This is a genomic window from Paenibacillus sp. FSL L8-0644 (genome assembly GCF_038008165.1).
Taxonomy (GTDB): domain Bacteria; phylum Bacillota; class Bacilli; order Paenibacillales; family Paenibacillaceae; genus Paenibacillus; species Paenibacillus polymyxa_D.
Genome location: NZ_JBBOYN010000001.1, coordinates 3221835 through 3245031, shown reverse-complemented (window position 1 = coordinate 3245031; position 23197 = coordinate 3221835). Strand labels below are relative to the sequence as shown.

The 23197-nt window shown below is 46.6% G+C and carries 26 protein-coding genes; 21 read left to right on the top strand and 5 right to left on the bottom strand.

What is annotated here, in order from left to right:
- Nucleotides 1-83 precede the first annotated feature (83 nt).
- Together NSS94_RS14675 and NSS94_RS14670 are read left to right on the top strand one after the other, a co-directional pair.
- Nucleotides 84-617, top strand: a complete 534-nt coding sequence (locus NSS94_RS14675; RefSeq protein WP_341039553.1) for a hypothetical protein — start codon at nucleotides 84-86, stop codon at nucleotides 615-617.
- Between the two features lie 367 nt (nucleotides 618-984).
- Nucleotides 985-1389, top strand: a complete 405-nt coding sequence (locus tag NSS94_RS14670) for a hypothetical protein (protein ID WP_029517277.1) — start codon at nucleotides 985-987, stop codon at nucleotides 1387-1389.
- A gap of 106 nt (nucleotides 1390-1495) precedes the next feature.
- Here NSS94_RS14670 and NSS94_RS14665 read toward each other — a convergent pair whose 3' ends face one another.
- Both NSS94_RS14665 and NSS94_RS14660 read right to left on the bottom strand, forming a co-directional pair.
- On the bottom strand, nucleotides 1496-2272 hold the full coding sequence (locus NSS94_RS14665) for a sporulation protein (protein WP_029517278.1): 777 nt from the start codon (nucleotides 2270-2272) through the stop codon (nucleotides 1496-1498).
- Nucleotides 2273-2443: 171 nt separating this feature from the next.
- Nucleotides 2444-3040 (bottom strand): thymidine kinase, encoded by a 597-nt coding sequence (locus tag NSS94_RS14660; protein ID WP_029517279.1) that lies wholly within the window; start codon nucleotides 3038-3040, stop codon nucleotides 2444-2446.
- 208 nt (nucleotides 3041-3248) lie between these two features.
- Here NSS94_RS14660 and NSS94_RS14655 point away from each other — a divergent pair, with 208 nt between their 5' ends.
- The 6 genes from NSS94_RS14655 to lipB all read left to right on the top strand — a co-directional run bounded on the left by NSS94_RS14655 (nucleotide 3249) and on the right by lipB (nucleotide 9412).
- Nucleotides 3249-3482, top strand: coding sequence for a hypothetical protein (locus NSS94_RS14655; RefSeq protein WP_013310799.1), 234 nt, complete (start codon nucleotides 3249-3251; stop codon nucleotides 3480-3482).
- A gap of 126 nt (nucleotides 3483-3608) precedes the next feature.
- Nucleotides 3609-5030 carry a dihydrolipoyl dehydrogenase gene (gene lpdA / locus NSS94_RS14650; protein ID WP_069012719.1) on the top strand — a complete coding sequence of 474 codons (1422 nt, stop codon included), beginning with the start codon at nucleotides 3609-3611 and terminating at the stop codon, nucleotides 5028-5030.
- A gap of 140 nt (nucleotides 5031-5170) precedes the next feature.
- Nucleotides 5171-6199: a thiamine pyrophosphate-dependent dehydrogenase E1 component subunit alpha gene (locus NSS94_RS14645; RefSeq protein ID WP_029517281.1), complete on the top strand. Its 1029-nt coding sequence runs from the start codon at nucleotides 5171-5173 to the stop codon at nucleotides 6197-6199.
- A gap of 2 nt (nucleotides 6200-6201) precedes the next feature.
- Nucleotides 6202-7188, top strand: a complete 987-nt coding sequence (locus NSS94_RS14640; RefSeq protein ID WP_029517282.1) for an alpha-ketoacid dehydrogenase subunit beta — start codon at nucleotides 6202-6204, stop codon at nucleotides 7186-7188.
- An 88-nt stretch (nucleotides 7189-7276) separates the two neighbouring features.
- Nucleotides 7277-8668, top strand: coding sequence for a dihydrolipoamide acetyltransferase family protein (locus tag NSS94_RS14635; protein WP_341039551.1), 1392 nt, complete (start codon nucleotides 7277-7279; stop codon nucleotides 8666-8668).
- 45 nt (nucleotides 8669-8713) lie between these two features.
- Complete coding sequence (gene lipB / locus NSS94_RS14630; protein ID WP_029517284.1) at nucleotides 8714-9412, top strand: lipoyl(octanoyl) transferase LipB; 699 nt, start codon at nucleotides 8714-8716, stop codon at nucleotides 9410-9412.
- 120 nt (nucleotides 9413-9532) lie between these two features.
- Here the strand turns inward: lipB and prli42 are convergent, their stop codons facing one another.
- Nucleotides 9533-9637 carry a stressosome-associated protein Prli42 gene (prli42, locus tag NSS94_RS14625; RefSeq protein ID WP_023989226.1) on the bottom strand — a complete coding sequence of 35 codons (105 nt, stop codon included), beginning with the start codon at nucleotides 9635-9637 and terminating at the stop codon, nucleotides 9533-9535.
- 85 nt (nucleotides 9638-9722) lie between these two features.
- Here prli42 and NSS94_RS14620 point away from each other — a divergent pair, with 85 nt between their 5' ends.
- Nucleotides 9723-10856: a tripeptidase T gene (locus NSS94_RS14620; protein WP_341039550.1), complete on the top strand. Its 1134-nt coding sequence runs from the start codon at nucleotides 9723-9725 to the stop codon at nucleotides 10854-10856.
- A 71-nt stretch (nucleotides 10857-10927) separates the two neighbouring features.
- Here the strand turns inward: NSS94_RS14620 and mciZ are convergent, their stop codons facing one another.
- Entirely contained in the window at nucleotides 10928-11071 is a 144-nt protein-coding gene (mciZ, locus tag NSS94_RS14615) for a Z-ring formation inhibitor MciZ (RefSeq protein WP_080658620.1), read from the bottom strand.
- A 125-nt stretch (nucleotides 11072-11196) separates the two neighbouring features.
- Between mciZ and NSS94_RS14610 the strand changes: the two genes are divergently transcribed.
- From NSS94_RS14610 to NSS94_RS14580, 7 genes are all read left to right on the top strand, one after another.
- The gene (locus NSS94_RS14610; protein ID WP_029517286.1) at nucleotides 11197-11808 is read left to right on the top strand and encodes an NUDIX domain-containing protein; all 612 of its coding nucleotides are present in this window, start codon (nucleotides 11197-11199) and stop codon (nucleotides 11806-11808) included.
- A 4-nt stretch (nucleotides 11809-11812) separates the two neighbouring features.
- Complete coding sequence (locus NSS94_RS14605) at nucleotides 11813-13009, top strand: endonuclease Q family protein (protein ID WP_029517287.1); 1197 nt, start codon at nucleotides 11813-11815, stop codon at nucleotides 13007-13009.
- 188 nt (nucleotides 13010-13197) lie between these two features.
- Nucleotides 13198-13851 carry a stage II sporulation protein M gene (spoIIM, locus tag NSS94_RS14600; protein ID WP_029517288.1) on the top strand — a complete coding sequence of 218 codons (654 nt, stop codon included), beginning with the start codon at nucleotides 13198-13200 and terminating at the stop codon, nucleotides 13849-13851.
- A 99-nt stretch (nucleotides 13852-13950) separates the two neighbouring features.
- Nucleotides 13951-14448, top strand: a complete 498-nt coding sequence (fur, locus tag NSS94_RS14595; protein ID WP_013310789.1) for a ferric iron uptake transcriptional regulator — start codon at nucleotides 13951-13953, stop codon at nucleotides 14446-14448.
- Nucleotides 14449-14614: 166 nt separating this feature from the next.
- Nucleotides 14615-14857, top strand: coding sequence for a YqzK family protein (locus tag NSS94_RS14590; protein ID WP_341039548.1), 243 nt, complete (start codon nucleotides 14615-14617; stop codon nucleotides 14855-14857).
- A gap of 108 nt (nucleotides 14858-14965) precedes the next feature.
- Nucleotides 14966-15910, top strand: coding sequence for a site-specific tyrosine recombinase XerD (xerD, locus tag NSS94_RS14585; protein WP_029517290.1), 945 nt, complete (start codon nucleotides 14966-14968; stop codon nucleotides 15908-15910).
- 72 nt (nucleotides 15911-15982) lie between these two features.
- Complete coding sequence (locus NSS94_RS14580; protein ID WP_013310786.1) at nucleotides 15983-16807, top strand: purine-nucleoside phosphorylase; 825 nt, start codon at nucleotides 15983-15985, stop codon at nucleotides 16805-16807.
- Between the two features lie 124 nt (nucleotides 16808-16931).
- On the opposite strand, the gene NSS94_RS14575 is transcribed toward NSS94_RS14580, so the two are convergent.
- Nucleotides 16932-18143: an O-antigen ligase family protein gene (locus NSS94_RS14575; RefSeq protein WP_341039546.1), complete on the bottom strand. Its 1212-nt coding sequence runs from the start codon at nucleotides 18141-18143 to the stop codon at nucleotides 16932-16934.
- Nucleotides 18144-18346: 203 nt separating this feature from the next.
- On the opposite strand from NSS94_RS14575, the gene NSS94_RS14570 reads away from it, so the two are divergent.
- From NSS94_RS14570 to sigF, 5 genes are all read left to right on the top strand, one after another.
- Nucleotides 18347-19993: a glycosyl hydrolase family 28-related protein gene (locus NSS94_RS14570; RefSeq protein ID WP_029517292.1), complete on the top strand. Its 1647-nt coding sequence runs from the start codon at nucleotides 18347-18349 to the stop codon at nucleotides 19991-19993.
- 214 nt (nucleotides 19994-20207) lie between these two features.
- On the top strand, nucleotides 20208-21401 hold the full coding sequence (locus tag NSS94_RS14565; protein ID WP_029517293.1) for a D-alanyl-D-alanine carboxypeptidase family protein: 1194 nt from the start codon (nucleotides 20208-20210) through the stop codon (nucleotides 21399-21401).
- Nucleotides 21402-21497: 96 nt separating this feature from the next.
- Nucleotides 21498-21851 carry an anti-sigma F factor antagonist gene (gene spoIIAA / locus NSS94_RS14560; RefSeq protein WP_013310782.1) on the top strand — a complete coding sequence of 118 codons (354 nt, stop codon included), beginning with the start codon at nucleotides 21498-21500 and terminating at the stop codon, nucleotides 21849-21851.
- The gene (gene spoIIAB / locus NSS94_RS14555; protein WP_029517294.1) at nucleotides 21848-22303 is read left to right on the top strand and encodes an anti-sigma F factor; all 456 of its coding nucleotides are present in this window, start codon (nucleotides 21848-21850) and stop codon (nucleotides 22301-22303) included. The genes spoIIAA and spoIIAB overlap by 4 nt, the downstream gene beginning before the upstream one ends.
- 11 nt (nucleotides 22304-22314) lie before the next feature.
- On the top strand, nucleotides 22315-23070 hold the full coding sequence (gene sigF / locus NSS94_RS14550) for an RNA polymerase sporulation sigma factor SigF (protein WP_023989213.1): 756 nt from the start codon (nucleotides 22315-22317) through the stop codon (nucleotides 23068-23070).
- Nucleotides 23071-23197: the final 127 nt, after the last annotated feature.

Sequence of the window (23197 nt, the reverse complement as noted above, 5' to 3'; positions counted from 1 at the left end):
GCTTTTTTCTGTTTTTTATTAATACATTGCAATTAAAGAGTGGAGATAAGAAGAGCCTGTAATTGGAACGATATGATATAATGGTGGGAAATTCTTTGGGTTGGAGTGACATCATGGACAATAAGACTGAACTTAAAGCAAGTGACCTACGTCAGTTAGCGATAGATAAAATCATAGCCACACCATTTTTGAATGATTTTAAGTATCTGAAAAGCAGAAAAGTTTTGAAAAAAGACACCAAGGAATTTATATTTGAAATTTATTTTGGTGCGACTAAATATGGTGCATTAAAAGTTTATATTATCGTGGAATCCAAAAAAATAAAAAAGAAGTATAGTACGGGGGCTTGTTTTCAGAGTGAGTTGATTGCTCTGACTAAGAAATATACGGGAAACAGGGATTACCTTGTGTCCACAGAAGCAGAAAGAGAGCGCGTGATCCAAGAGATTATTGAAGATATCTACACTTTCGCGTTGCCTTTTTTCAAGCGATTTGAACATGTAGAAACACTAGCTGAACAAGTACATAAGTCAGGTTTTTTACCGCATCGCAAACGCTTTGATAAGTTTAATCCGTTGACGAAAAGATTCATTGATTTTTATTATCAAGGGGAGTAATGTAGCCATCTGAGGCATTTTTGTTCTTGTTCTCACCATTGAGCAGTAGATAAGCATTTTGATAAGAGAACGATTTCCCTAGAGTAGATATTATCGTTTTTCAAAAGGATGATGTACAATTTGTAAAACGGTCAATGTACTCCTCAGGAGAAGATGATTTACCTAACATGCTCAATTTCTTGCTAAGAGGCGAGTCGGATGTTGTAGTGGAGGGTACGGTTTTTATGTGGGTAGGCATTGGATGAACAGCACAGAGGCTGTACACACGGGTATATTTTAATGAATAAAACTATAGGCTAAGTCATCGCATTGAACGGGCTAGTGGTATTAACCCAATTGATTCTAAAGCAAAGGCGGGGATGAGAGCATGTGGAATAGTCTGACTTGGGTGTTCTTCGGCGTGTTGTTGGTGGCATTGGGTTTGATTGTTAAAGCAAGGCGTAATCGCAGCAGCAACAAACAAGTGAATGAACAGCGGGGCAGTAATGTCGTTGAATTTCGTCCTCGTAAGTCTGCTCGACAATCCCGCACTGGAAATGAATCTAAGTCTAAAGGGTCTTCCGGTTCACGCGTGAATACAAAAGCAGCAGGTATTCAGGCCCAAACTGGATTTGGACTGTCTGACTCAATCCAGGGCACTGGCAAGCAAAAATGTTCCTTTTGTAAAAAAGAAGAGAAATTAACCTTCTATGCGGATGACAATGGATCGCTGTATGGGGTCTGCAAAGAGTGTAAACATAAGGCGGAAAGACAAGATATGTTGCCACTTTAGTCTATACAGACTGTTGAGGACCATCATTAAGAGAATTCTTAAACTAATAAAAACTCCCAACCCATGTAGTAATTGGTTAGGAGTTTTTTGCCTATGTTCTACATTGTTATCTAAGTTGCCTGTCAATTAATTCCTCAAGCGCATCTGCTATGTGATCTGGTCCATAGGATAGCTCTTCCCGGCTTAAGCTCAACCAGGCATGACGCTCATCCATATCAAAGGCACTCTCCAGCCAACCAGACAACCCTCTGCCCCTGCGGTCTACTTCTACAAGCACATGCACACCCTCGGGTTCCAACTGCATAACCAACTCTAGTTCCTCGATATCCCGTGCATATTCCGAGCCGGGCGTAAATTCAAACTCCTGCACGAATGGAACACTGCGTCCAAGCTTGGGGTGACGTTCGCATGAGGAGGAGCGGAATCGGAAACCCAACAGGTGAACCGCCTCAAACACTGTATTCATATAGGGATGTGGCTCAATTTTGAGTGAATCACGATCGGTCGGGTCCAAAGCCATGCCAATATCTAATGCTGTTTCCAGCCAGACGGGCTGTTTGGCGTGAGTAACAGGAGTTTCCAACGGCAATCTGAAGGAAAAAGGAATTTCAAGCTCTTGTCCTTGCTCTAGATGAAAGCCGTCAGATACCTTAATTCGTGCAATGCAGCAGGTGGTGGTAGTTTTTTTATCATCGTGCTCCACGATATATTCAGTCTTGAGCTCGATGTCAATTTTGCCGATTTCCTGATCAATTTTGCCGCCTTTGATGCGCATGACGCCACTAAGTTCTTCCCCAGGCACATATACGGCTTGATCCACCAGCGTATCGACTTTAGCTGAACCGATTCCTGCGCTTGCTAAGATTTTGTTAAAGAAACTCATTATTCCTTCCCCCCATATAATCTCATGGTCATGATATACAAACGAAGACTAAAAACTTGTACAGCTTAACCGGATATACGGGGGAATGATTCGAATCGTTCCAAAAAAATGCAAGAAAAAAGTCACTGATACTCACGTAGGCATATTGCAGTTTGTCGATCCATCTGTCTACTAATCGCAGTTCACTTTATGAGGAGGTATAAAGCAATTTCGACAACGAGGCTCATAAGCCTCAGAGTCGCCGATCATCACAATAGGTCCCACAGTGGAAGGTTTACCATTTACCATACGTTGCGTAAATACTGCTTCCGAGCTGCCACATACAGCGCAAAAGGAAGTCAGCTTCTCGATGTCATCCGCCATGGCGAGCAGACCACCGACATAGCCGAATTCCTTGCCTCGGTAATCCAGATTCAGCCCATCGGCAATGACATGCTTGCCGCAATAAGCTAGCTCTTGTACGAGCGACATAATATGACGACTGAAAAACTGGACTTCGTCAAAGGCAACCACGTCGGCATCTTGTGTTTCTTGCAAAATACGCTGAACGAGCTCATCTGTGAGTTTTCTGGGGATAGAGATAGCGGGCAGCCGATATCCGATCCGGCTTACTATTTCGTCCTCGGCATAACGATTATCTTCAGCGGGTTTGTAAGCGACCACTTTACGATGCCCGTATTGGATTAGTTTTTGACAGCGGCGAATCAATTCGCCGGATTTTTCACTGAACATGGGGCCTGTAATAATCGTAATTCGTCCTGTAGGCAAAGCGAATTCCCCTCTCTCTAACATGTACATAACACTGTTAATCTTCTTCTCCGAAAGAAAACGCCATTATAGATTACCATAACCAGCCGTATACAGACTAGAGAAAATATATTGATTTTCGACATGTTTTTGTATGTCCATTCCTAAAACGTAAATGTGGTCGTCATTGCTCTGCCGCCGCGGGCATGATATGGTGAAGCGTAGTGGAATGAAGGGAAGAGTGAAAGGCATGGACGAAAAAAATACGGATTATAGTGCCAAAAAAGGAGCATTACTGGAGCAAGGACTGATCAGCCCGCAAGCTCTAGAACTCATCACTGAGCTGGAGACAGAGCTGAACTTTCTGCGCAAGCAAAATGAATCATTTCGCAAGGCGCTGCGAGCCAAATCAGCACAAAGTCCAAGGATGTCTACCAAATTACGAGATGCGCTGTATGAATGATATGGAAAGAGATCTGGATTAAATGGTTAACTTTTTTGTAGCCTATGCCTAAACGCTATATTTTGTACAGTGAAATAAAGAGAGTACAATAAGCTATATATAATCAATTGTTAATGGAGGAGAAACATGACTATACATTGTGATGTCGCTATTTTGGGTGGAGGAACCGGGGGGTATGTAGCAGCTATTCGTGCCGCCCAGCTTGGCAAAGAAGTGGTTATCATCGAAAAGGACAAGCTTGGCGGAACCTGTCTGCACCGTGGTTGCATTCCGAGTAAGGCCTTGCTGCGCAGTGCGGAAGTATATGCGACAATTAAGGAAAGTGCACAATACGGTATTGAGACATCGGGAGCACAGCTTGTATTTCCCAAGGTTCAGGAGCGTAAGGAAGCCGTTGTGGAGCAGTTGCATCAGGGCGTTCAATTTTTGATGCGTAAAAATAAAATTACGGTGCTGAGCGGTAAGGGACGCGTGATTGGGCCGTCTATATTTTCTCCAAAAAGCGGGGCAGTTGCTGTGGAATTAGAAGATGGCGAGATGGAGACGATTGTTCCTGCACATCTCATTATTGCAACGGGATCACGCCCGCGTGTGCTGTCCGGGCTAGAGCCAGATGGCGAATTTATTCTGAGCAGTGACGAAGCGTTAACGATGGAGGAGCTACCCGCATCCCTGATTATCGTGGGCGGTGGTGTGATTGGCGTGGAGTGGGCTTCCATGCTAAATGATTTTGGCGTAGAGGTTACGGTGGTTGAAGCCGCGAATCGCCTCATCCCCACGGAAGACGAAGACGTTTCGCGTGAAATGCAGCGCTTGTTAACCAAGCGTGGTGTCAAGGTGCTGACGGGTTCACAAGTGCTGGCTAAAACATACGGCAAAGATGAGGAAGGCGTACAGATTGACGTGCAAAAAGGGGAAGAAACCGAAACCCTCAGCGCTTCCAAATTGCTCATTTCTGTAGGGCGTCAGGCCAATGTGGAAAATATCGGGCTGGAAAATACGGATATCCGCGTAGAGCATGGCTTTATCTCGGTTAATGAGCATTTGCAGACGAATGAGCCACATATTTACGCCATTGGAGATTGTATCGGCGGCTTACAACTGGCGCATGCGGCAAGCCATGAAGGTTTGCAGGCGGTTCATCATCTGGCGGGCGAAGAGTTTCACAGTGTACCTAACCATCTGATTCCGCGGTGTATTTATACACGGCCTGAAGCCGCGAGTGTCGGCTTAACGGAGCAAGAAGCCCGTGAGCGTGGACATCAGGTGAAGACAGGGAAATTTCCTTTTCAAGCTATCGGAAAATCGCTAGTATACGGCAGTCGGGACGGCTTCGTCAAAGTAGTGGCCGACGAGAAGACCCATGATATTCTCGGTGTACATATGATCGGTACGCATGTGACGGATCTGATCAGCGAGGCCGCTCTTGCGCAACTGCTGGATGCTACGCCGTGGGAAGTCGGACAGCTTATTCACCCGCATCCGACGTTGTCGGAGATTTTGGGAGAAGCGATGTTGGCCGTTGATGGACAGGCGATTGGCATATAGACCTTTCAAATAAATCGGTGCTTTTCTTTTTGGGCAGAAAAGGATTATAATGGGGTTAGCCAGAGTTTAGTACCAGGTTTTAAGACAAGATGGTACTAGGTACTGGAAGTAGGATGTTTGACACTTAAGGAGGTGCCTCAATGAGTTCTAAAGGCGCTGTAGACGCTGGCTTCAGACATGAGCAGCTGGGACTTACTCACGGACAAGTTATTGATATGTACAGATATATGTTGCTCGCAAGAAGATTTGACGAGCGCAACATGCTCCTGCAACGGGCAGGGAAAATTAATTTCCACGTTTCTGGCATTGGACAGGAGGCGGCACAAGTAGGTGCAGCTTTCGGCCTTGACCGGGAAAAGGACTATTTTCTTCCCTATTATCGGGATTATGGATTCGTGCTTGCGGTAGGAATGACGCCGCGCGAACTGATGCTGTCGGCATTTGCTAAGGCAGATGATCCCAATAGCGGTGGTCGCCAGATGCCAGGTCATTTTGGTAGTAAACGGCTACGTATTGTGACAGGCTCCAGCCCAGTAACGACACAGGTTCCGCATGCAGTGGGTGTAGCTTTGGCTGCCAAAATGCAGAAAAAGGATTTTGTATCATTTGTTACGTTTGGGGAAGGCTCCAGCAATCAGGGAGATTTTCACGAGGGCTGTAACTTTGCTGGTGTACAGAAGCTGCCAGTCATCATTATGTGCGAGAACAATCAATATGCGATATCGGTTCCGATTCATAAACAGTTGGCTGGCAAGGTAAGCGACCGTGCATTGGGATATGGATTCCCAGGGATTCGAGTCGATGGTAATGATGCGTTGGCCGTATATGCGGCGGTGAAAGAAGCACGGGAACGTGCTGTCCGTGGTGAAGGTCCTACGTTGATCGAAGCCATGATGTACCGTCTGTCTCCTCACTCCACCTCGGATAATGATCTGGCTTACCGAACCAAGGAGGAAGTGGATGAGAATTGGGCCAAGGATGGCGTAGCCCGTATGAAAAGCTACTTGATTGAATGCGGCATTTGGGATGAGGCCAAGGATGCGGATCTGTCGGCTGAGCTGCTGCTCGAAATCAAGGAAGCGATTGAATATGCAGATAATGCGCCTTTTCCAAAGCCCGAAGATACGCTGCTGCATGTGTATGCAGATAGCGATGGGGAGGGCCTGTAACGATGGCGATTATGGAATATATTGATGCGATTCGTCTTGCGATGAAAGAAGAGATGGAGCAGGATGAAACAGTTTTTGTATTAGGTGAGGATGTTGGGGTGAAGGGCGGTGTCTTTACAACGACAAAGGGACTGATGGACCAATTCGGTGAGCAACGTGTCATGGATACGCCATTGGCTGAGTCGGCTATTGCCGGGGTAGCGATTGGTGCAGCCATGTACGGAATGAAGCCGATTGCTGAAATGCAATATTCGGACTTCATGCTTCCGGCGACGAATCAGATTATTAGTGAAGCAGCTAAAATCCGCTACCGCTCTAACAACGATTGGAACTGTCCTGTTGTAATTCGCGCACCAATCGGTGGAGGGATCTTTGGCGGTTTGTATCACTCTCAGTGTCCAGAATCTATCTTTTTTGGTACGCCGGGTTTGAAAATTGTTGCTCCATTTACACCTTATGACGCAAAAGGATTGCTGAAAGCAGCCATTCGTGACCCTGATCCAGTGCTATTTTTTGAAAATAAAAAATCCTACAAGCTGATCAAGGGCGAAGTGCCTGAGGATGATTATATCGTTCCGATTGGCAAGGCTAATCTATTACGTGAGGGTGACGATATTACGGTCATCGGTTATAGCCAGCCTTTGCATTTTGTCATGCAGGCTGCTGAGGAATTGGAGAAGGAAGAGGGCATTACTGCACAGGTTGTGGATTTACGCACACTCCAACCGCTGGACCGCGAAGCCATTGTTGAGGCTGCACGACATACGGGTAAAGTATTAATCGTGCATGAGGACAACAAAACGGGCGGCATCGGTGCCGAGGTATCGGCTATTATTAATGAGGAATGTCTGTTCGAGCTGGATGCACCGATTGAGCGCCTATGTGCTCCTGATGTACCAGCTATGCCGATCAGTCCACCGATGGAGAAGTTTTATATGTTAAACAAGGATAAAGTGAAGGAAGCCATGCGCCGTCTTGCAATGTATTAATATAGGGCAGATTGGACGAAAGCATTCCAAAAGTGTAGCGGGGGTAGCGGTAAAACGCGCCCTCCTATGATGTTAAGGAGTTGAAAAAATGTCAGGCCAAACACAATGGAACGACGTGACCATGCCACAACTGGCAGAATCGCTCGTATCGGCGACAATTGCCAAATGGCTCAAACAACCTGGGGAAACGGTAGAGCAATTCGAGCCGATTTGCGAGGTTATTACAGATAAAGTGAATGCAGAAATCCCATCCACATTGGACGGCATTATGGGTGATCTGTTGGCAGAGGAAGGTCAGACAGTAGCGGTAGGCGAGTTAATTTGCCGTATTCAGACGAAGTCGGCTGCACCTGCAGTGGCATCAGGGGCGACACCTGTTGCACCAGCATCTCAAAGCACCGTACAAACACAAACTCAGCAGAGTGCTGGATCGGATCAGTCCATGAGAGGACGGTTTTCCCCAGCGGTGCAAACCCTGGCTGCTGAGCATAATGTGGACTTAAGCCAAGTACCAGGCACGGGCATGGGGGGACGAATTACCCGCAAAGACGTGCTGAATTATGTGCAGCAGGGCAGTTCCGCTGCCACTGGAGCATCTGGACAGCCGACTGTGACGGCAACAGGACAAGGCTCTCCTTTTGCAGGAAGACAGCAGTCTGCCCCTCAGTACAGTACACCGATTCAAAATATGGACCCTGCTATTCCGGTTCGTAACAGTGGGATTCATTTGACGGAGGCTCCAAAAGCTCCTGTGATCGAAGTTGAGGGTGGCAACAATAACAGATCCGAGTATTTTATTGATGTTACACCCATTCGCAGTGCAATTGCTCGCAATATGCGACAAAGCGTTTCGGAAATTCCACATGCATGGACGACGATTGAGGTGGATGTGACCAATCTGGTGATGCTCCGCAACAAGATTAAAAACGAATTTAAGCAAAAAGAAGGAATTAATATTACGTATCTGGCTTTCCTCATGAAAGCAGTCGTGAATGCAATCAAGGAATATCCGATTATGAATTCGGTCTGGGCAGTGGATAAAATTATCGTCAAAAGAGACATCAATATTTCGCTAGCCGTGGGTACAGAGGACTCCGTTCTTACCCCTGTTATTAAAAAAGCGGATCAGAAAAATATTGCTGGATTAGCTCGTGAAATTGACGATTTGGCACGTAAAACCCGGGAAGGCACGCTCAAATTGGACGACATGCAAGGCGGAACGTTCACTGTAAACAACACAGGCTCCTTTGGTTCCATTTTATCTTATCCGGTGATTAACTATCCGCAGGCTGCAATTCTTACCTTTGAATCCATTGTCAAAAGACCCGTGGTTATCGATGATATGATTGCAGTTCGCTCAATGGCTAATTTGTGCTTGTCGCTGGATCATCGTATTTTGGATGGAGTGATCTGTGGACGATTCTTGCAACGGGTTAAAGAAAATCTTGAAGGCTACACTTTGGATACGAAGCTGTACTAATCATCCGAACAGTTGAGGAAATGTACGGAGAGGAAGTGACAGGCCGTGAACAGACGACCGCTTGATGTAACCTATACGAATAGGATGGAATATGCCCATGCATGGGATGTCCAGAAGGAGATTGTGGGAAAGCTGGATGCGGGAGAGGCAAGAGAAACGCTTATGCTTCTCCAGCATCCACCGACCTACACGATTGGCTCTCAGCGGCATCCTGAGCATTTGCTCCTCACACCAGAGCAACTGAAGGAGCAGGGAATCAGCGTCTTTCAGATTGACCGTGGGGGAGACATTACATATCATGGGCCGGGGCAGCTTGTCGGATATCCTCTACTTATGCTCGGCAACCGGGAGGCGCTGAATCTGCATGGATACCTTCGAAGTCTGGAGGAAGTGATCATTCGGTTGTTGGCATCTTATGGGGTTGAGGGAAGTCGTAAGCCTGAATATACGGGGGTATGGATCGGGAATCTTAAAATTGCGGCCATTGGTGTCAAATTCAACAAGTGTAAGCACCGCCGGGGCTTCGTAACCAGCCATGGCTTTGCCTTTAACATCAAATCAGGGATACAGCATGAGGGCTTTGAGGGCATTGTCCCGTGCGGAATTCAGGAATACGGTGTGACATCATTGGAGGACTGCATACAGAAGCCTACGTCGGTGGAGCAGATTGCGAAGGAAATTGTACCGTACTTTGAACAGCAATTTTCATTTGCTGCGCAATGGCAAACGCATTCTTTCCAATAAAGGTAAGGCGGGCTATTGTGTATTTACACGGGAGCCCGCCTGTTTGCTTTACGTAACAGCTCGTCCACTCAAGGCTTCATAATGCCTTAGAGCAGCCGGATACCTTGAGCGGTATAGTTATTATAGTGGCATAATAAACGGCTCAATTACCATGAACAGTGTAGAACCAATCATAGCTGCGAGCATAATGTAGACGAAAAAACGAACCCATTTTTTGTTCGACATGTGTAACTCCTTTAGGATAGGTTTAAGTCATAGATAAGAACATCTATCCGTATTGTAGCGTAATCGGGAAAGAGAGGAAAGTTTAATGACAGTAAAAGTAGTAAAAGACCGAATCGTACAGGAATTTATGGAACTCGTACAGGTGGATAGCGAAACGAGAAATGAGCAGGAAATATCACGCGTCCTAAAAGAAAAGTTTAATGCTCTCGGGCTGGAAGTAATGGAAGACGATTCTCGTGAAAGAACTGGACATGGTTCAGGCAATCTGATCGTCACCTGGAAAGCGGAAGGTGTAGAGCAAGCACCCAAATTATTTTTTACCTGCCACATGGATACCGTTACTCCGGGTAAAGGCATTAAGCCGCAGTTGGGTGAGGATGGCTGGATTCGTAGTGACGGTTCAACGATTCTGGGGTCTGACGACAAGGCGGGAATTGCTGCTTTGTTCGAGGCGATTCGTGTCGTGCGTGAACAGAATATTCCCCATGGTCAAATCCAGTTCGTGATTACGGCTGGCGAGGAATCTGGTTTGATGGGGGCACGTGCGATGAAGCCAGACGTGCTAGATTCTGATTTCGGATATGCTTTGGATTCGAATGGTGAGGTCGGCTCTATTTGTATAGCTGCCCCCACGCAGGCACGTATTGAAATGAAGATTACTGGGAAGTCCGCTCATGCGGGGGTAAATCCCGAAGATGGCATTAGTGCCATTCAGGTCGCTTCTAAAGCAATTTCTAAAATGAAACTAGGACGGATTGATAAGGAAACGACCGCTAACATCGGCAGTTTTGAGGGCGGCGGCGCGACGAATGTGGTATGCGATTTTGTGTTGATCCGTGCAGAGGCACGTAGTATTGTGCAGGAAAAGGTTAATCATCAAATTCAGCATATGCGTGAATCGCTGGAAACCACCGCACGCGAATTTGGTGCACAGGGAGAGTTCCGCAGTGAAGTCATCTATCCGGCATTCAGCTTTACGGAGCATGATGAAGTTGTACAGGTTGCACAACGTGCAATTCAAGGACTGGGACTGGCAACGCCAACCTTTCATTCCGGTGGTGGCTCAGATGCAAATGTGTTCAACGGGCTTGGAATTCCGACGGTGAATTTGGCTGTGGGCTATCAGAACATCCATACAACAGAGGAAAAGATCAAGGCCGATGACCTGGTGAAGGTTGCTGAAGTTGTCGTAGCTCTGATTCAAGAAACCACAAAATAAACTTGTATCATACACTTGCAATATATTGAAAAAAGGTTCAGGTTAAAGACAGGAACAGTGTTCCTTCGTCTTTAGACCTGAACCTTTTTTGGAACAACTAGCGAAGCGATAGTGGCTGTAGGTCCGTGTTCCTTTTGCCATTGGCGCAAGAGTGCTTGAATCTGCCAAGCTTTACCAACGATATGGAGGGTGCTTTCAGTACGGTAGCTTTTCATTTCTGCATCTCCTCATGACAGGAAGTTTGTTATTCTACCACCAGCTTATGTACAAAGTGGACAAGTTAGACTAACTTTGGTGATAATTAATAAAGAAAGATAGATATGAAGGAGGAAACTTACTGATGAACGAGCAAACGAATGGACAATTGAACAATTCAACAAACGATGCACCTCGCAAGCCTTATTCGAATCCTGCGCTAGACGAAAAGACCGTGTCCACACAGCCTATCTTTGAGGGAAAGGTTATTACATTACAGGTGGACACGGTAGAGCTTCCCGACGGCTCCACTGGAAAGCGTGAGATCGTAAAGCATCCAGGTGCGGTGGCTGTTTTGGCTCTACATGAAGGGAAAATGCTGGTCGTGGACCAGTACAGACAGGCGATGGGGCGCTGTGAGGTGGAAATTCCTGCAGGTAAGCTGGAGCGGGGTGAAGACCCGATGGAAGCAGCGGGACGTGAGCTGAGAGAAGAGACAGGTTATACTGCCAAGTCGTTGAAGCTGCTGCATTCCTTTTATACCTCTCCTGGGTTTGCGGATGAAATCATTCATCTGTATGTGGCCGAAGAGCTGGAGTTAGGTGAGATGGAACCGGATGAGGATGAATTTCTGGAGCTGTTTGAGGTGACGCTGGAAGAAGCACAGACGCTCATTCGTGAAGGACGGATTAGTGATGCCAAAACGATTCTGGCCGTCTATGCATGGCAACTCCGCCAACTTACAGGGAGCTTCTAAGCGTATGGATGAAAATATAGTAGAACTTAACGACTACTTTGCAGACTTGCATATTCATATTGGCAGGACAGAGAAGGGAAATCCGGTCAAAATTAGTGGCAGTCGCGATCTGACCTTTGCCAACATAGCTAAGGAAGCCTCCGGTCGCAAAGGAATTGGGCTGATCGGTATCATTGACTGCCATGCACCTAATGTACAGGAGGATATTCGTACCTATTTACATACGGGTGAAATGAAGGAAATCAGCGGCGGCGGTATCGCATACCAGGATACGGTTATTCTCCTTGGCACGGAGCTGGAAATACGTGCTGAAGGTCGCCCTGAGGCGCACGTACTGGCCTACTTTCCAGATCTGGCGGCGATGGAGGATTTTACCCAATGGCTGGCCCGGCATATGAAAAATGTTAATCTCAGCTCACAACGAATCTATGCACCGCCACGCGAGTTGCAGCAGCAAATTTACGGACGTGGAGGCATTATGGTGCCAGCGCACGTGTTTACTCCTCATAAGGGCATATACGGCAGTTCAGCGGCCCGTATGGAGGAACTGCTGGATATGGAGCTCATTAGTGGGGTGGAGCTGGGACTGAGCGCAGATTCGTCTATGGCCGGTTTAATTTCGGAACTGGATCGCTTCAGCTTTCTCACGAATTCAGATGCCCATTCACTCGGGAAAATCGGACGAGAATACAATAAATTATCACTGGCGAAGCCGTGTTTTGATGAATTCAGAATGGCTTTGGAGCGGCGGGAAGGACGACGGGTGCGTGCCAACTACGGATTAAATCCAAAACTGGGCAAATACCATCGCTCTTACTGTCAAAGCTGCGGTACGATTATTGACGAGCAACAGATGGCGGATGAACGCTGTCCTGACTGTGGTCATACCAAGCTGGTGCGAGGAGTGCTGGATCGAATATGGAGCATTGCCGACCGTGAGCAACCCATGATTCCCTCCCATCGTCCGCCGTACATTTACCAGATTCCACTGGAATTTATTCCAGGTCTGGGCAAAGCCAAGCTGAACCAGCTATTGGCTGCATTTGGAACAGAAATGAATATTTTACATGAGGTTACACAGGAGGAGTTAGCAGCAGTCGTCGGAAAAGTGCTGGCAGAGCAAATTGTGCTTTCACGCGAGGGGCGACTGTCGCTTGTATCCGGTGGTGGTGGAACATACGGCAAAATAGCTAAGTCCTAGTAAAGTCTTGTCCCTCTAAAGGCATATCAGCGTCTGCTTGTTCATAACCATAAATTATCTATGCCGCTGGCTTGGCACATCATTCGTGATGTTTGATCCGCAGCGAAAGCTGCCCCATTTCTAGCCATCAGCCGTCGGATTACGGTTGTTTTTTGGACAAACAAGCAGATGAAAGGGGCAGGACGCCGATGCAATGGTTTCGTCATACGTTAAAGGATCAGACGCCATATTATGTGTTCTTGGCTGTGCTGTTTCTGGTGGGAGTCGTCTTTGGCGCACTTATGGTAAACGCACTCTCGCTGGAGCAGTTACAGGATTTGTCCCGTTACCTGAAGGATTTTTTTGTAACGGTCAATCAAAACGAACAGGGCTTCGCTGATTCGCAGGCGGCTTCGACCTTTTGGGATAGCGTATCTTTACATCTGAAATGGGTCGGCCTAATTTGGGTGTGTGGCCTTTCGGTTATTGGTCTACCGGGTATTCTTGTATTGAATTTCCTCAAGGGTGTGCTAATCGGATTTTCAGTAGGTTATCTGGTGGGGCAATATTCGTGGAAAGGACTGCTATTTTCTTTGGTTTCAGTTGCTCCCCATAACCTGCTCGTGATTCCGGTACTGCTCGTCTGCAGCGTGGCTGCGATGACTTTTTCCATCCATATGATCAAAACCAAAATACTCGCTACCCGGCCGTCAGACGGAATGCTGCGTCCGTTGCTGTCTTACGCAGGGTTGACTGCTGTGATGATCGTGCTTCTTATTGGTAGCGCGTCCTTTGAAACTTGGATCACCCCGGTTATGATGCAATGGGTCACTCCTATGCTGACAGCTTCCGTGTCATCTTGATCCGTTTCAAAATGTTTGACTTTATTTGTATAGACCCCCTATAATAATAGGAGTGAAAAAAGTGCAGTAGGCAGTAGCTTTGCAGGGGGAGGGAGACACATGGAAGCACGGATCGAAAAAATTAAGCAGCAGCTGCAATCCCAGGGCTACAAACTAACGCCTCAGCGGGAAGCCACCGTCAGAGTTTTACTTGAGAACGAAGATGATCATCTGAGTGCGGAAGATGTATTTATGCTCGTCAAAGAGAAAGCTCCCGAAATCGGTCTGGCAACCGTATACCGTACCCTAGAACTGCTAAGTGAACTGCATGTCGTGGAGAAAATTAATTTTGGTGATGGCGTTGCGCGTTATGATTTGCGCGGCGATACAACCAAACATCACCATCACCATTTGATATGTGTGCAGTGTGGCAGTGTAGATGAAATACTGGAAGATTGGCTTGGACCATTGGAGGAGCGCTTGGAACGGGAATATAACTTTACCGTAGTGGACCATCGTTTGGACTTCCACGGTATTTGTTATCGTTGTAAGGCGAAGAACGATACGACCGCTCAGAAATCTTTGGGCAAATCCAGAAAAAACAAATCTCAGGACTAAAAGCTGACTACCCAAGCTCTCACCGACGAAGATGCGTTCGGGAGAGCTTTTTTGGTTCGGAGCCTGTTGTTCGGGGTTAAGCGGTATAAAAAGGAATAGCTTGTCATACCCTTCCATAGAGAGTCCTAATTAGGACCATATTCTGGGGAAAAGGCGGCTGATCCACATGGTACTATCGTTGCGGAGCGGACTAAAATGGCTACGTTTGGTAATCTTGTTCGGGGCGCTGGCATGTATGTTCTTTTTTAGCCTCAGGCTGTTTACAGATTGGATAACACCTGTAGATCATTACCGAATACCGGAAGGACATGCAGTGAAGGTATTTGGCGGACAAAAAGTAAATGAAGGGTCCGAGCATCGAATAGCAGTGTTGGAACGTTTACGTTTCTTTTACTGGTATGGTGAATAGTCTAAGTAATCGGTCTTGATGAGCTTATGAAATGATGAAGGTAGCACACGAAGAAGCAGGCGCTGAGACTGAACCGCTGTATGCAGAACAAGGAGACTTTTGGAACTCATGAAAATGTACATTCAACCTTTCGTTCAATTTATGGAAGAGGAAAAGGGTTTGTCGCGCAGCACTTTGGAAGCGTATCAACGAGACGTACAGCAGTTTGTCGAGTTCGCAGAAAGCTGTGGTATTGAGCAGCCGGATAATGTCCAACGGTCACATCTGGTACTGTATTTGGGCCATTTGAAGGAACAGGGAAAGGCTGCGGCGACAATATCACGTAGCGTCGCCTCCATTCGCTCCTTTTTTCATTTTCTTATTCGGGAGGGAATTACGATCCATGATCCGTCTGTTCTGCTGGAGCTGCCCAAAGCGACTAAAAAGAAGCCCTCGGTGCTAACGCAGGATGAGATAGAGCGTTTGCTGGCCGCGCCAGATGTGACTGCCCCGCAAGGGGTGCGAGACAAGGCGATGCTGGAGTTGCTGTATGCGACGGGCATTCGCGTATCAGAGCTGATTGCCTTAAACGTGCGTGACGTGCGCACCGATTTGCGCTTTGTGCATTGTGGCGGCGAGGCAGGCAAGGAGCGTGTTGTACCGATCAGCCGTGAGGCATCACAGTGGGCACAAGCCTATATGGACGAGCAGCGTCTATTATTGCTGAGATCCGGGCAGGGTGAAGAAGCTCAGGTAGAGCAGGATGCCATGTTCCTGAACGTATCTGGACAGCGTCTCAGTAGACAGGGCTTCTGGAAAATGATTAAGAAGTACGGCCAGGAAGCAGGCATAAGCGAGGATATCACGCCCCACACGCTGCGGCATTCCTTTGCGGTACATATGCTGGAGGGCGGAGCGGACTTACGCTCTGTACAGGAAATGCTGGGTCATGCTGATCTGTCAACGACGCAGGTATATGCGCAGACGGCCAGACGGAATATGAAGGAAGTATATGAAAAGCATCACCCGCACGGCGGCAACCGCACTTCTCATGAAAGCAAAGATCGAACATAACGATACTTTGGTTTCATAGAAAATGTGATAATGACTATAACTTTACGATTGTACAAGTCAGGAGAGATATTAATGTCAACAGCCAACCAAGCTACAATTCAGGAAGCAGCAGATTATATCCGCGCCAAGAGCGGAATACGTCCAGAGATTGGCCTTATTCTGGGATCGGGTCTCGGTATTCTGGCCGATTTAATTCAGGATGGAATTAGTATTCCTTATCAGGATATTCCCCATTTTCCTGTATCGACGGTAGAAGGTCATGAGGGTGAACTACTGTTAGGCACGATTGAAGGTCGCGCTGTCGTCATGATGAAAGGGCGCTTCCATATGTATGAGGGCTATGGCCCGCAGCTGACGGCTTTCCCAGTTCGGGTGATGAAGCAATTGGGGATTCAAAGTCTGCTGGTGACGAATGCAGCAGGTGGTGTAAATACTTCCTACGAAGCAGGCGATCTGATGGTCATCTCGGATCATCTTAATCTGACAGGACAAAATCCGCTGATTGGACCAAACGATGCCGGTCTGGGCGTTCGTTTTCCAGATATGTCGGAGGCGTACAGCCGCCGTTTGCGTGAAATTGCCAAGCAAACGGCTAACCAACAGGGCTTCAGCCTGCAGGAAGGTGTATATGCTGGATTGCTGGGACCTAACTATGAAACGCCTGCTGAAATCGTCATGCTGCGTACACTGGGTGCAGATGCAGTGGGTATGTCGACCGTATCTGAGGTTATTGTAGCCCGTCATGCAGGAATTGAGGTACTGGGCTTCTCTTGTATCACAAATATGGCCGCAGGCATTCTGGATCAGCCTTTGTCCCATGGTGAAGTGATGGAGACGGCAGAGAAGGTACGTGAGCAATTTTTAAAACTTGTGCTAGCGATTATTCCACAAATGTAGATTGGGGATCATGTTCAACCGAAGTGGTGGACATATATCCCAAGAGCCCCATATCCAAACGCCTTTTGATGGCGTGGGTATGGGGTTCTTTTTTACATACAGCGGTTGATTTGAGTAACATCTCCTAATGGAGAGGCTGTGTGCTCAATGCAGTTGAATTCGCTTTTTCTGCTACAGCCAGTTTATGTCGTTCTTGCACCTTGATCACAATAACCATAAAAATAATCCAGTAAATGGATAGCGAGTTCAGGAAACGGCTGTCCGTTATATTGTTCAATATGATAAACAGGAAAAAAACAGCTGCCGTCAGCCATGTATACATATCTGCTTTGCCAATTCTAAATTTAAATAAAGTGGTTATGGCGAGTGTAATGGTTGCCAGTAGTCCTGTAAGGCCCACATCGATCCACAGATCTCGGAAACCGCTATGGCTGCTTGTCAGATCAAAACGAATTCCATTCGCATAGATACTGGGCCGGGCTGCCCAGTAGGAGCCATAACCATGTCCGAACCAGTAATGGCTCTGAATCGCACCAGCAATCCCCTGCCAGATTTCCGTTCTTCCAGTTAAGGTCGTTGTCTTTCCGAATTCCGACGCAATCGCATCTCCATAAGTAAAAGTGAACACCAAACCCAAAAGAACGAGCAAGCAGGAACAGCTAATGAAGAAACCACGCAACGCAATGCTTCGGATTCTCTTGAATAGCAATATAAACAATATAAATACGAAGAACGAAGATGTCAGCATCAAAGAGGTGGTAGATTGGCACTTGATGAGCAATAAGGCATTGAGTAAGATGAAGCCAATATGCAAAACTTTATGTTTACCCCTGAAAAAGTAAATGACATGTGAAACAAAACCTAACAGAGAGAGAGTTCCGAGTGTATTTTTATGACCAGAGATGCCCTTCCATAGCCCAGTATGTTCCACGCCACCATGAATAGCAAAGGAGGGAACGAGCAAAACGGCGAGTAAATTGAGTATGCTCAAAATACTTAACGTAACGACTAAGAGACGAATGCAGCCCTGTATTGTATAATGGGTGGCCAAATAGAGCCCAAAGGTAGAGAAGGCAAGAAATTTGAGAACCATCAGCAAGGAAGAGGTCTGCTCTTGTTCAGCCCACAAACAGGAGGCAGCGATGTACAGCATGAGTAAAGTCAGCAACGGATTGTCGGCTAAGGTTGCGATCAATGATCTGAGTGAAGGTAGTAGCATGATATAGCTGAACAACAAGATGAGCAGGGAAATCGTGATAACTCTGGGAGACAAACCCTGACAAGCATAGGGAATCGAAAAAGCCAGTAAACCAGCTACTGTAAGTATATGTTTCACGGTTCCACCGCCTAGATACGTTATGTATCTATAATATACAAAACGTATCTTCTTGTACAATAATAATAAAATATTTATTTTCATTTTTCCCACGCCTAGAGCAAGCCCTCTTGTGCATATACTCAGTCCATGCTAAGAAAATGAAGGATTCTTCGGCTGGTCAAAGAGGAACTTTTTACGTTTTTAAACATGGGGGTGTTCGGGTGGCGGATCATTTTTTTACAGACCGTTTGAAGTTGAATTTGAGTGGTACGGGCAAAGAGTTAACGCCGCAGCAATTAAATGAAAATTTTAAAACCATTGAAAAAGAATTCATTGAACGCAGTGTAAACGTAAGCTGGTTTGGAACTGCTGGTGATGGTATTCAGGATGATACGGCAGCTTTGCAGGAATTGATTAATAAGACCCCCGATTATTCTATTCTTCACATTCCCAGTGGACGATACAAAATAACCTCTACCCTACAGATTCGCAAGCAGGGTGTACGCATTTTTGGCATTCATAAGGGCAGATACCGACAAGGCAAAGGGGTTACGTCGATTGAATATTATGGTACGGGCCCTTGTTTTCAAATTGGAGATGAAAGTCTACCAACGTTTAGCGGATTTCAAAATGTGCAGTTTCATGACTTATCGATCCGGTACGAGGGGGCTGACAGAGCCACATTAAATAATCCGTTTTCGCAGTCGGTGAAGCGTGGATATTATGGTAAAGGTACTTTGGGTATTCAGGATTGGAAGGGCGGCGGAGTTGCCCTGGATAATGTCCTAATTGAGCATTTCGAAACGGCTTTTTGGGGCTACGAAAGTGATGTCAATTTATTTAAATGCACAGAGATTAATTACAATAAAACAGGGATTCACTTGCAGAACAGAAGTTCACAGTTTACTAGCATAGCGCTTTTTACATTGGGGAACGATACGGCATTGGATCTGAATAGCTCCAACGGGGCTAGATTTTTGGCTAGCCAGCACATTAAGGATGGAAGTTCCAATGATATTCCCATTCTCATTAATGATTTTATGAACGCTGAATTTATAGGCTGCTGGTTTGAGGGACTAAGCAGAGAGCATAAGATGACAGTACCTTCTTTTATTCAAATTGGTGCTACTAAAGAAACCAAAAATGTGGCATTGCGTGACTCCATTTTAGCGATAGCGGATAAATTCAATGATACCCAATCCGTATGTAACTATTTTGTAGATGTGGTCATTGGCAAAAAAGTTTTGGTGGACGAGGTGGGAGGGTATCCCCGTAATCTAAAAAAGCTTATTTCTTTCTCTGGTAGTTCTTCCACACAGCAGGTGACACTTCGCTCACATTTGGATTTTAACTATAACAATAATCGTTATGACGAGAATAATGGGACAGGGCAGGCTTTGCTGCTGGTCGAGAAATACTCGAACAACGGAATTGAGCATTTGGACGAAACCTTTGTTAAAGCCTACCTGGGAGCGAGACAAAATCTTCCGGCAGGTAGTTGGCAGAAGGTGAAGTTCAATCAAATCAACCAGGATGAGCTGATCGAATTCGATGCGGTGAATAGTCGATGGCGAGCCAAGCGAGCTGGGAAATACAGAATACAAGTCTACATTTCGACCGATCCCCAAGTTGATGGAAACCGTACACGGTTAGCACTTCACTTGAATGATGAGCAGCTTGCCGGGAGTTCCGCCTATGCTTATCTCGATGACAGGATAATTGGCGGACTGAACTATAGTGCATTGAGTGGAGCAATGGAACTTAGACTGGAAGCGAATTCTTTTATTGATATACGGGTGTTCAGTCAAAATGCAATGGATATTCTACCAGGTGGAGGTATCACATATCTCACCGTAAGCCGAATTTAAACAATTATTTCACAGACGATAGATGTTCTGTCATTTTAGATATTGGAAAATGCGCACCATGCTGACTCAGCTTGGTGCTATTTGATGTTTTTAGTCATATGGAATATTTTTCTTTCATTCTGACGACAATGGTTAGCAGCACAGCGAATAGGCCGGAGGAGTAAGTAAATAGGCTCCGGTGGTTTACGCCAATATGTTGAGGAGGGAACCGATTGTGAAGAAAAAAGTGGTGGCGTTCATCCTGGCTTGCCTGGTAGCCTTGACTGCCGTCCCTGTCGGCGGTTGGGCCGAAGAAAGCATACCTGATAGCAAAACCAAAGAGGGATCAGCGGCTGAGCTAGCTCCCCAGGCTCTCTCGGCGATCCTGATGGATGCAGATACGGGCACAGTCATCTATGAAAAAAACAGTCGTGAAAAGCTTCCTCCAGCGAGCATCACCAAGATTATGACGATGTTGCTAACAATGGAGGCCATTCAGGATGGCAAGCTTAAGCTGACCGATAAAGTTCGTGCCAGCGAATATGCATCTTCAATGGGGGGCTCGCAAATTTTCTTGGAGCCGGGAGAAGAAATGACGGTCGATGAGATGCTGAAGGGAATTGCGATGGCTTCAGGCAACGACGCCTCTGTGGCGATGGCTGAGAAACTTGCAGGGTCTGAGCAGGCATTTGTTGAGATGATGAACGCCAAGGTGCAGCAACTCGGGCTCAAGGATACGCATTTTGCCAATTGCAACGGTTTACCCGTAGAGAATCACTATTCTTCTGCGCATGATATTGCGGTTATGAGTCGGGAGTTGTTGAAATACCCGCAAATTACGAAATATACGGGAGCCTATCAGGACTATTTGCGTAAGTCCTCAGTCAAGCCCTTTTGGCTGGTGAATACGAATAAACTTGTCCGTTTCTATACTGGAGCAGACGGGCTGAAAACAGGCTATACGGCAGAAGCAAAGTTCTGTCTTTCCGCTACCGCGAAGCGTGATGGCTTGCGTGTCGTGGCTGTCGTGCTCGGGGAGCCAAATACGAAGATACGCAACAATGAAGTGTCTTCCATGTTCGACTATGCATTTTCTCAATATACAATGAAATCCATATACAAGCCGGGTGAATTGCTGGGCAGCGTAAAAGTTGAAAAAGGCGTGTTGCCAGAGCTGAAAATTCAGGCTGATCGTTCTTACAGTGTGCTGGTGAAAAAAGGTGGCAACAAACAAACGTTGCGTCATGAATTGCAACTGGCCCCAAGCCTCAAAGCTCCTGTCCGGGCTGGTGATCCAGTTGGTAAGCTGGTCGTCTATCAGGATGGACAACGGCTTAAGGAGTTTAATATCACTTCGCCTGTGGCTATCGAGAAGGCCGGATGGTGGAAATTGTTTAAACGTACCATGTCGAACCTATTTTCTTTGTAGATTTTACGGGGTTTTCTTCTAGTTTTGTCGGAGGGCAGGAATCGTCTGCGGCTACGTAGAAATCCTTGTCCAAGACCGGGAGGAGAGTGAGCAAGCATGAACCTGCAAATTGAAATGGAGCATCACCGGGGGGTACTGATTGTAAGGCTGTCTGGTGAGCTTGATCACCATACGTCGGACATGGTCCGTATGCAAATGGATGAGGCGATTCAGCGCCGGCAATGCGAGCATATTGTGCTCAGCCTGAAGAATCTTCAGTTTATGGATAGCTCCGGCCTTGGCGTTATCTTGGGACGGTACAAACTGATCAAGCAAAAGGGCGGAAAAATGGCAGTCTGTGATGTCAATCCGCCAGTACACCGACTGCTGGATATGTCAGGGCTGTTCAAAATCATGCCCATTTATGACAACGAGGGAAATGCGCTCACGGAACTGGAGGTAGTGTCATGAGAGAAGGCACGGGTAACAATTTCATGAGCTTGCAGTTTGCTGCAAAATCCGAGAATGAAGCATTTGCTCGTGTGGCTGTCGCGGCCTTTATTTCCAGGCTTGATCCCACAATGGATGAGCTAAGTGATTTGAAAACCGTGGTGTCTGAAGCGGTGACAAACAGTATCATTCACGGCTATGACAGCGACCCGTCAGGTGTCGTAACGATTAGAGTCGGGATTGAAGCGGACGTGATCACGTTGGTTGTTGAGGACGCAGGCCGAGGAATTGAGGATCTAGAACTCGCCAAGCAGCCTTTATATACGTCCAAACCTGAATTGGAACGCTCCGGCATGGGCTTTACAATTATGGAAAATTTCATGGATGAGTTTGAAGCAGTCAGTGAGCCGGGCGGAGGCACGTCGGTCCGGATGAAGAAAAGGATTGAATCCAAGAAAGCTTTATATAATTAGGAGTTGATCCTATGGAAGCAGGAGGAAAAAAAACTTCGCACAGCTATTTAGAGGATGCGGAAGTCAAGCGGCTTATTGCATTGAGTCAATCCGGTGATAATGAGGCTCGTGAGACACTGGTCAATAGTAATATCCGGCTCGTCTGGTCTGTCGTGCAGCGCTTTATGAACCGGGGGTATGAACCTGACGATCTTTTTCAAATTGGTTGCATTGGCTTGTTAAAATCGGTGGATAAATTCGATCTCAGCTACGAAGTCAAATTTTCAACATATGCAGTACCGATGATTATCGGTGAGATTCAACGGTTCTTGCGTGATGACGGTACACTCAAGGTTAGCCGTTCCTTGAAGGAAACGGCCAATAAGGTCCGCAAAATGAAGGACGAGCTATCCAAACGGCTCAACCGCCTGCCTACAGTCAAGGAAGTTGCTGATGAGCTGGGAGTGACGCCAGAGGACGTTGTTTTTGCGCAGGAGGCCAATAAGCCGCCTACTTCAATTCACGAAACGGTGTTCGAAAATGACGGTGATCCGATTACACTTATGGATCAGATTGCTGACGAATCCCAGGAAAGATGGTTTGACAAGCTGGCACTCAATGAGGCCATTGGCGGACTATCTGAGCGGGAGCGGTTGATTGTGTACCTGCGCTATTACCGGGATCAGACGCAATCAGAGGTTGCAAGTCGGCTTGGTATTTCTCAGGTGCAGGTATCACGGCTGGAAAAAAAGATTTTACAACTGATCCGCGATCAGATTGCCCAATAATAACAGTCAGGATCTTAGTGAAATCCTTATGCTTACGTATTTTTAAAGGGTATTCCAAAGCCATTTTAATGGTCAGGGGTACTCTTTTTTGCGTGGGATAAAAGACAATACACAGAATAGGTTTCCT

Excerpts from the sequence above, each read along its gene's own strand:
- prli42 (WP_023989226.1), bottom strand. The coding sequence starts at position 9,637 with ATGTCGAACAAAAAATGGGTTCGTTTTTTCGTCTACATTATGCTCGCA.
- NSS94_RS14640 (WP_029517282.1), top strand. The coding sequence starts at position 6,202 with ATGGCGATTATGGAATATATTGATGCGATTCGTCTTGCGATGAAAGAA.
- spoIIM (WP_029517288.1), top strand. The coding sequence starts at position 13,198 with ATGCAATGGTTTCGTCATACGTTAAAGGATCAGACGCCATATTATGTG.
- mciZ (WP_080658620.1), bottom strand. The coding sequence starts at position 11,071 with ATGAAAAGCTACCGTACTGAAAGCACCCTCCATATCGTTGGTAAAGCT.
- fur (WP_013310789.1), top strand. The coding sequence starts at position 13,951 with ATGGAAGCACGGATCGAAAAAATTAAGCAGCAGCTGCAATCCCAGGGC.
- NSS94_RS14580 (WP_013310786.1), top strand. The coding sequence starts at position 15,983 with ATGTCAACAGCCAACCAAGCTACAATTCAGGAAGCAGCAGATTATATC.
- NSS94_RS14610 (WP_029517286.1), top strand. The coding sequence starts at position 11,197 with ATGAACGAGCAAACGAATGGACAATTGAACAATTCAACAAACGATGCA.
- NSS94_RS14635 (WP_341039551.1), top strand. The coding sequence starts at position 7,277 with ATGTCAGGCCAAACACAATGGAACGACGTGACCATGCCACAACTGGCA.
- lpdA (WP_069012719.1), top strand. The coding sequence starts at position 3,609 with ATGACTATACATTGTGATGTCGCTATTTTGGGTGGAGGAACCGGGGGG.
- spoIIAA (WP_013310782.1), top strand. The coding sequence starts at position 21,498 with ATGAACCTGCAAATTGAAATGGAGCATCACCGGGGGGTACTGATTGTA.
- NSS94_RS14670 (WP_029517277.1), top strand. The coding sequence starts at position 985 with ATGTGGAATAGTCTGACTTGGGTGTTCTTCGGCGTGTTGTTGGTGGCA.
- NSS94_RS14655 (WP_013310799.1), top strand. The coding sequence starts at position 3,249 with ATGAAGGGAAGAGTGAAAGGCATGGACGAAAAAAATACGGATTATAGT.
- NSS94_RS14665 (WP_029517278.1), bottom strand. The coding sequence starts at position 2,272 with ATGAGTTTCTTTAACAAAATCTTAGCAAGCGCAGGAATCGGTTCAGCT.
- xerD (WP_029517290.1), top strand. The coding sequence starts at position 14,966 with ATGAAAATGTACATTCAACCTTTCGTTCAATTTATGGAAGAGGAAAAG.
- sigF (WP_023989213.1), top strand. The coding sequence starts at position 22,315 with ATGGAAGCAGGAGGAAAAAAAACTTCGCACAGCTATTTAGAGGATGCG.
- NSS94_RS14645 (WP_029517281.1), top strand. The coding sequence starts at position 5,171 with ATGAGTTCTAAAGGCGCTGTAGACGCTGGCTTCAGACATGAGCAGCTG.
- NSS94_RS14605 (WP_029517287.1), top strand. The coding sequence starts at position 11,813 with ATGGATGAAAATATAGTAGAACTTAACGACTACTTTGCAGACTTGCAT.
- spoIIAB (WP_029517294.1), top strand. The coding sequence starts at position 21,848 with ATGAGAGAAGGCACGGGTAACAATTTCATGAGCTTGCAGTTTGCTGCA.
- NSS94_RS14590 (WP_341039548.1), top strand. The coding sequence starts at position 14,615 with ATGGTACTATCGTTGCGGAGCGGACTAAAATGGCTACGTTTGGTAATC.
- NSS94_RS14620 (WP_341039550.1), top strand. The coding sequence starts at position 9,723 with ATGACAGTAAAAGTAGTAAAAGACCGAATCGTACAGGAATTTATGGAA.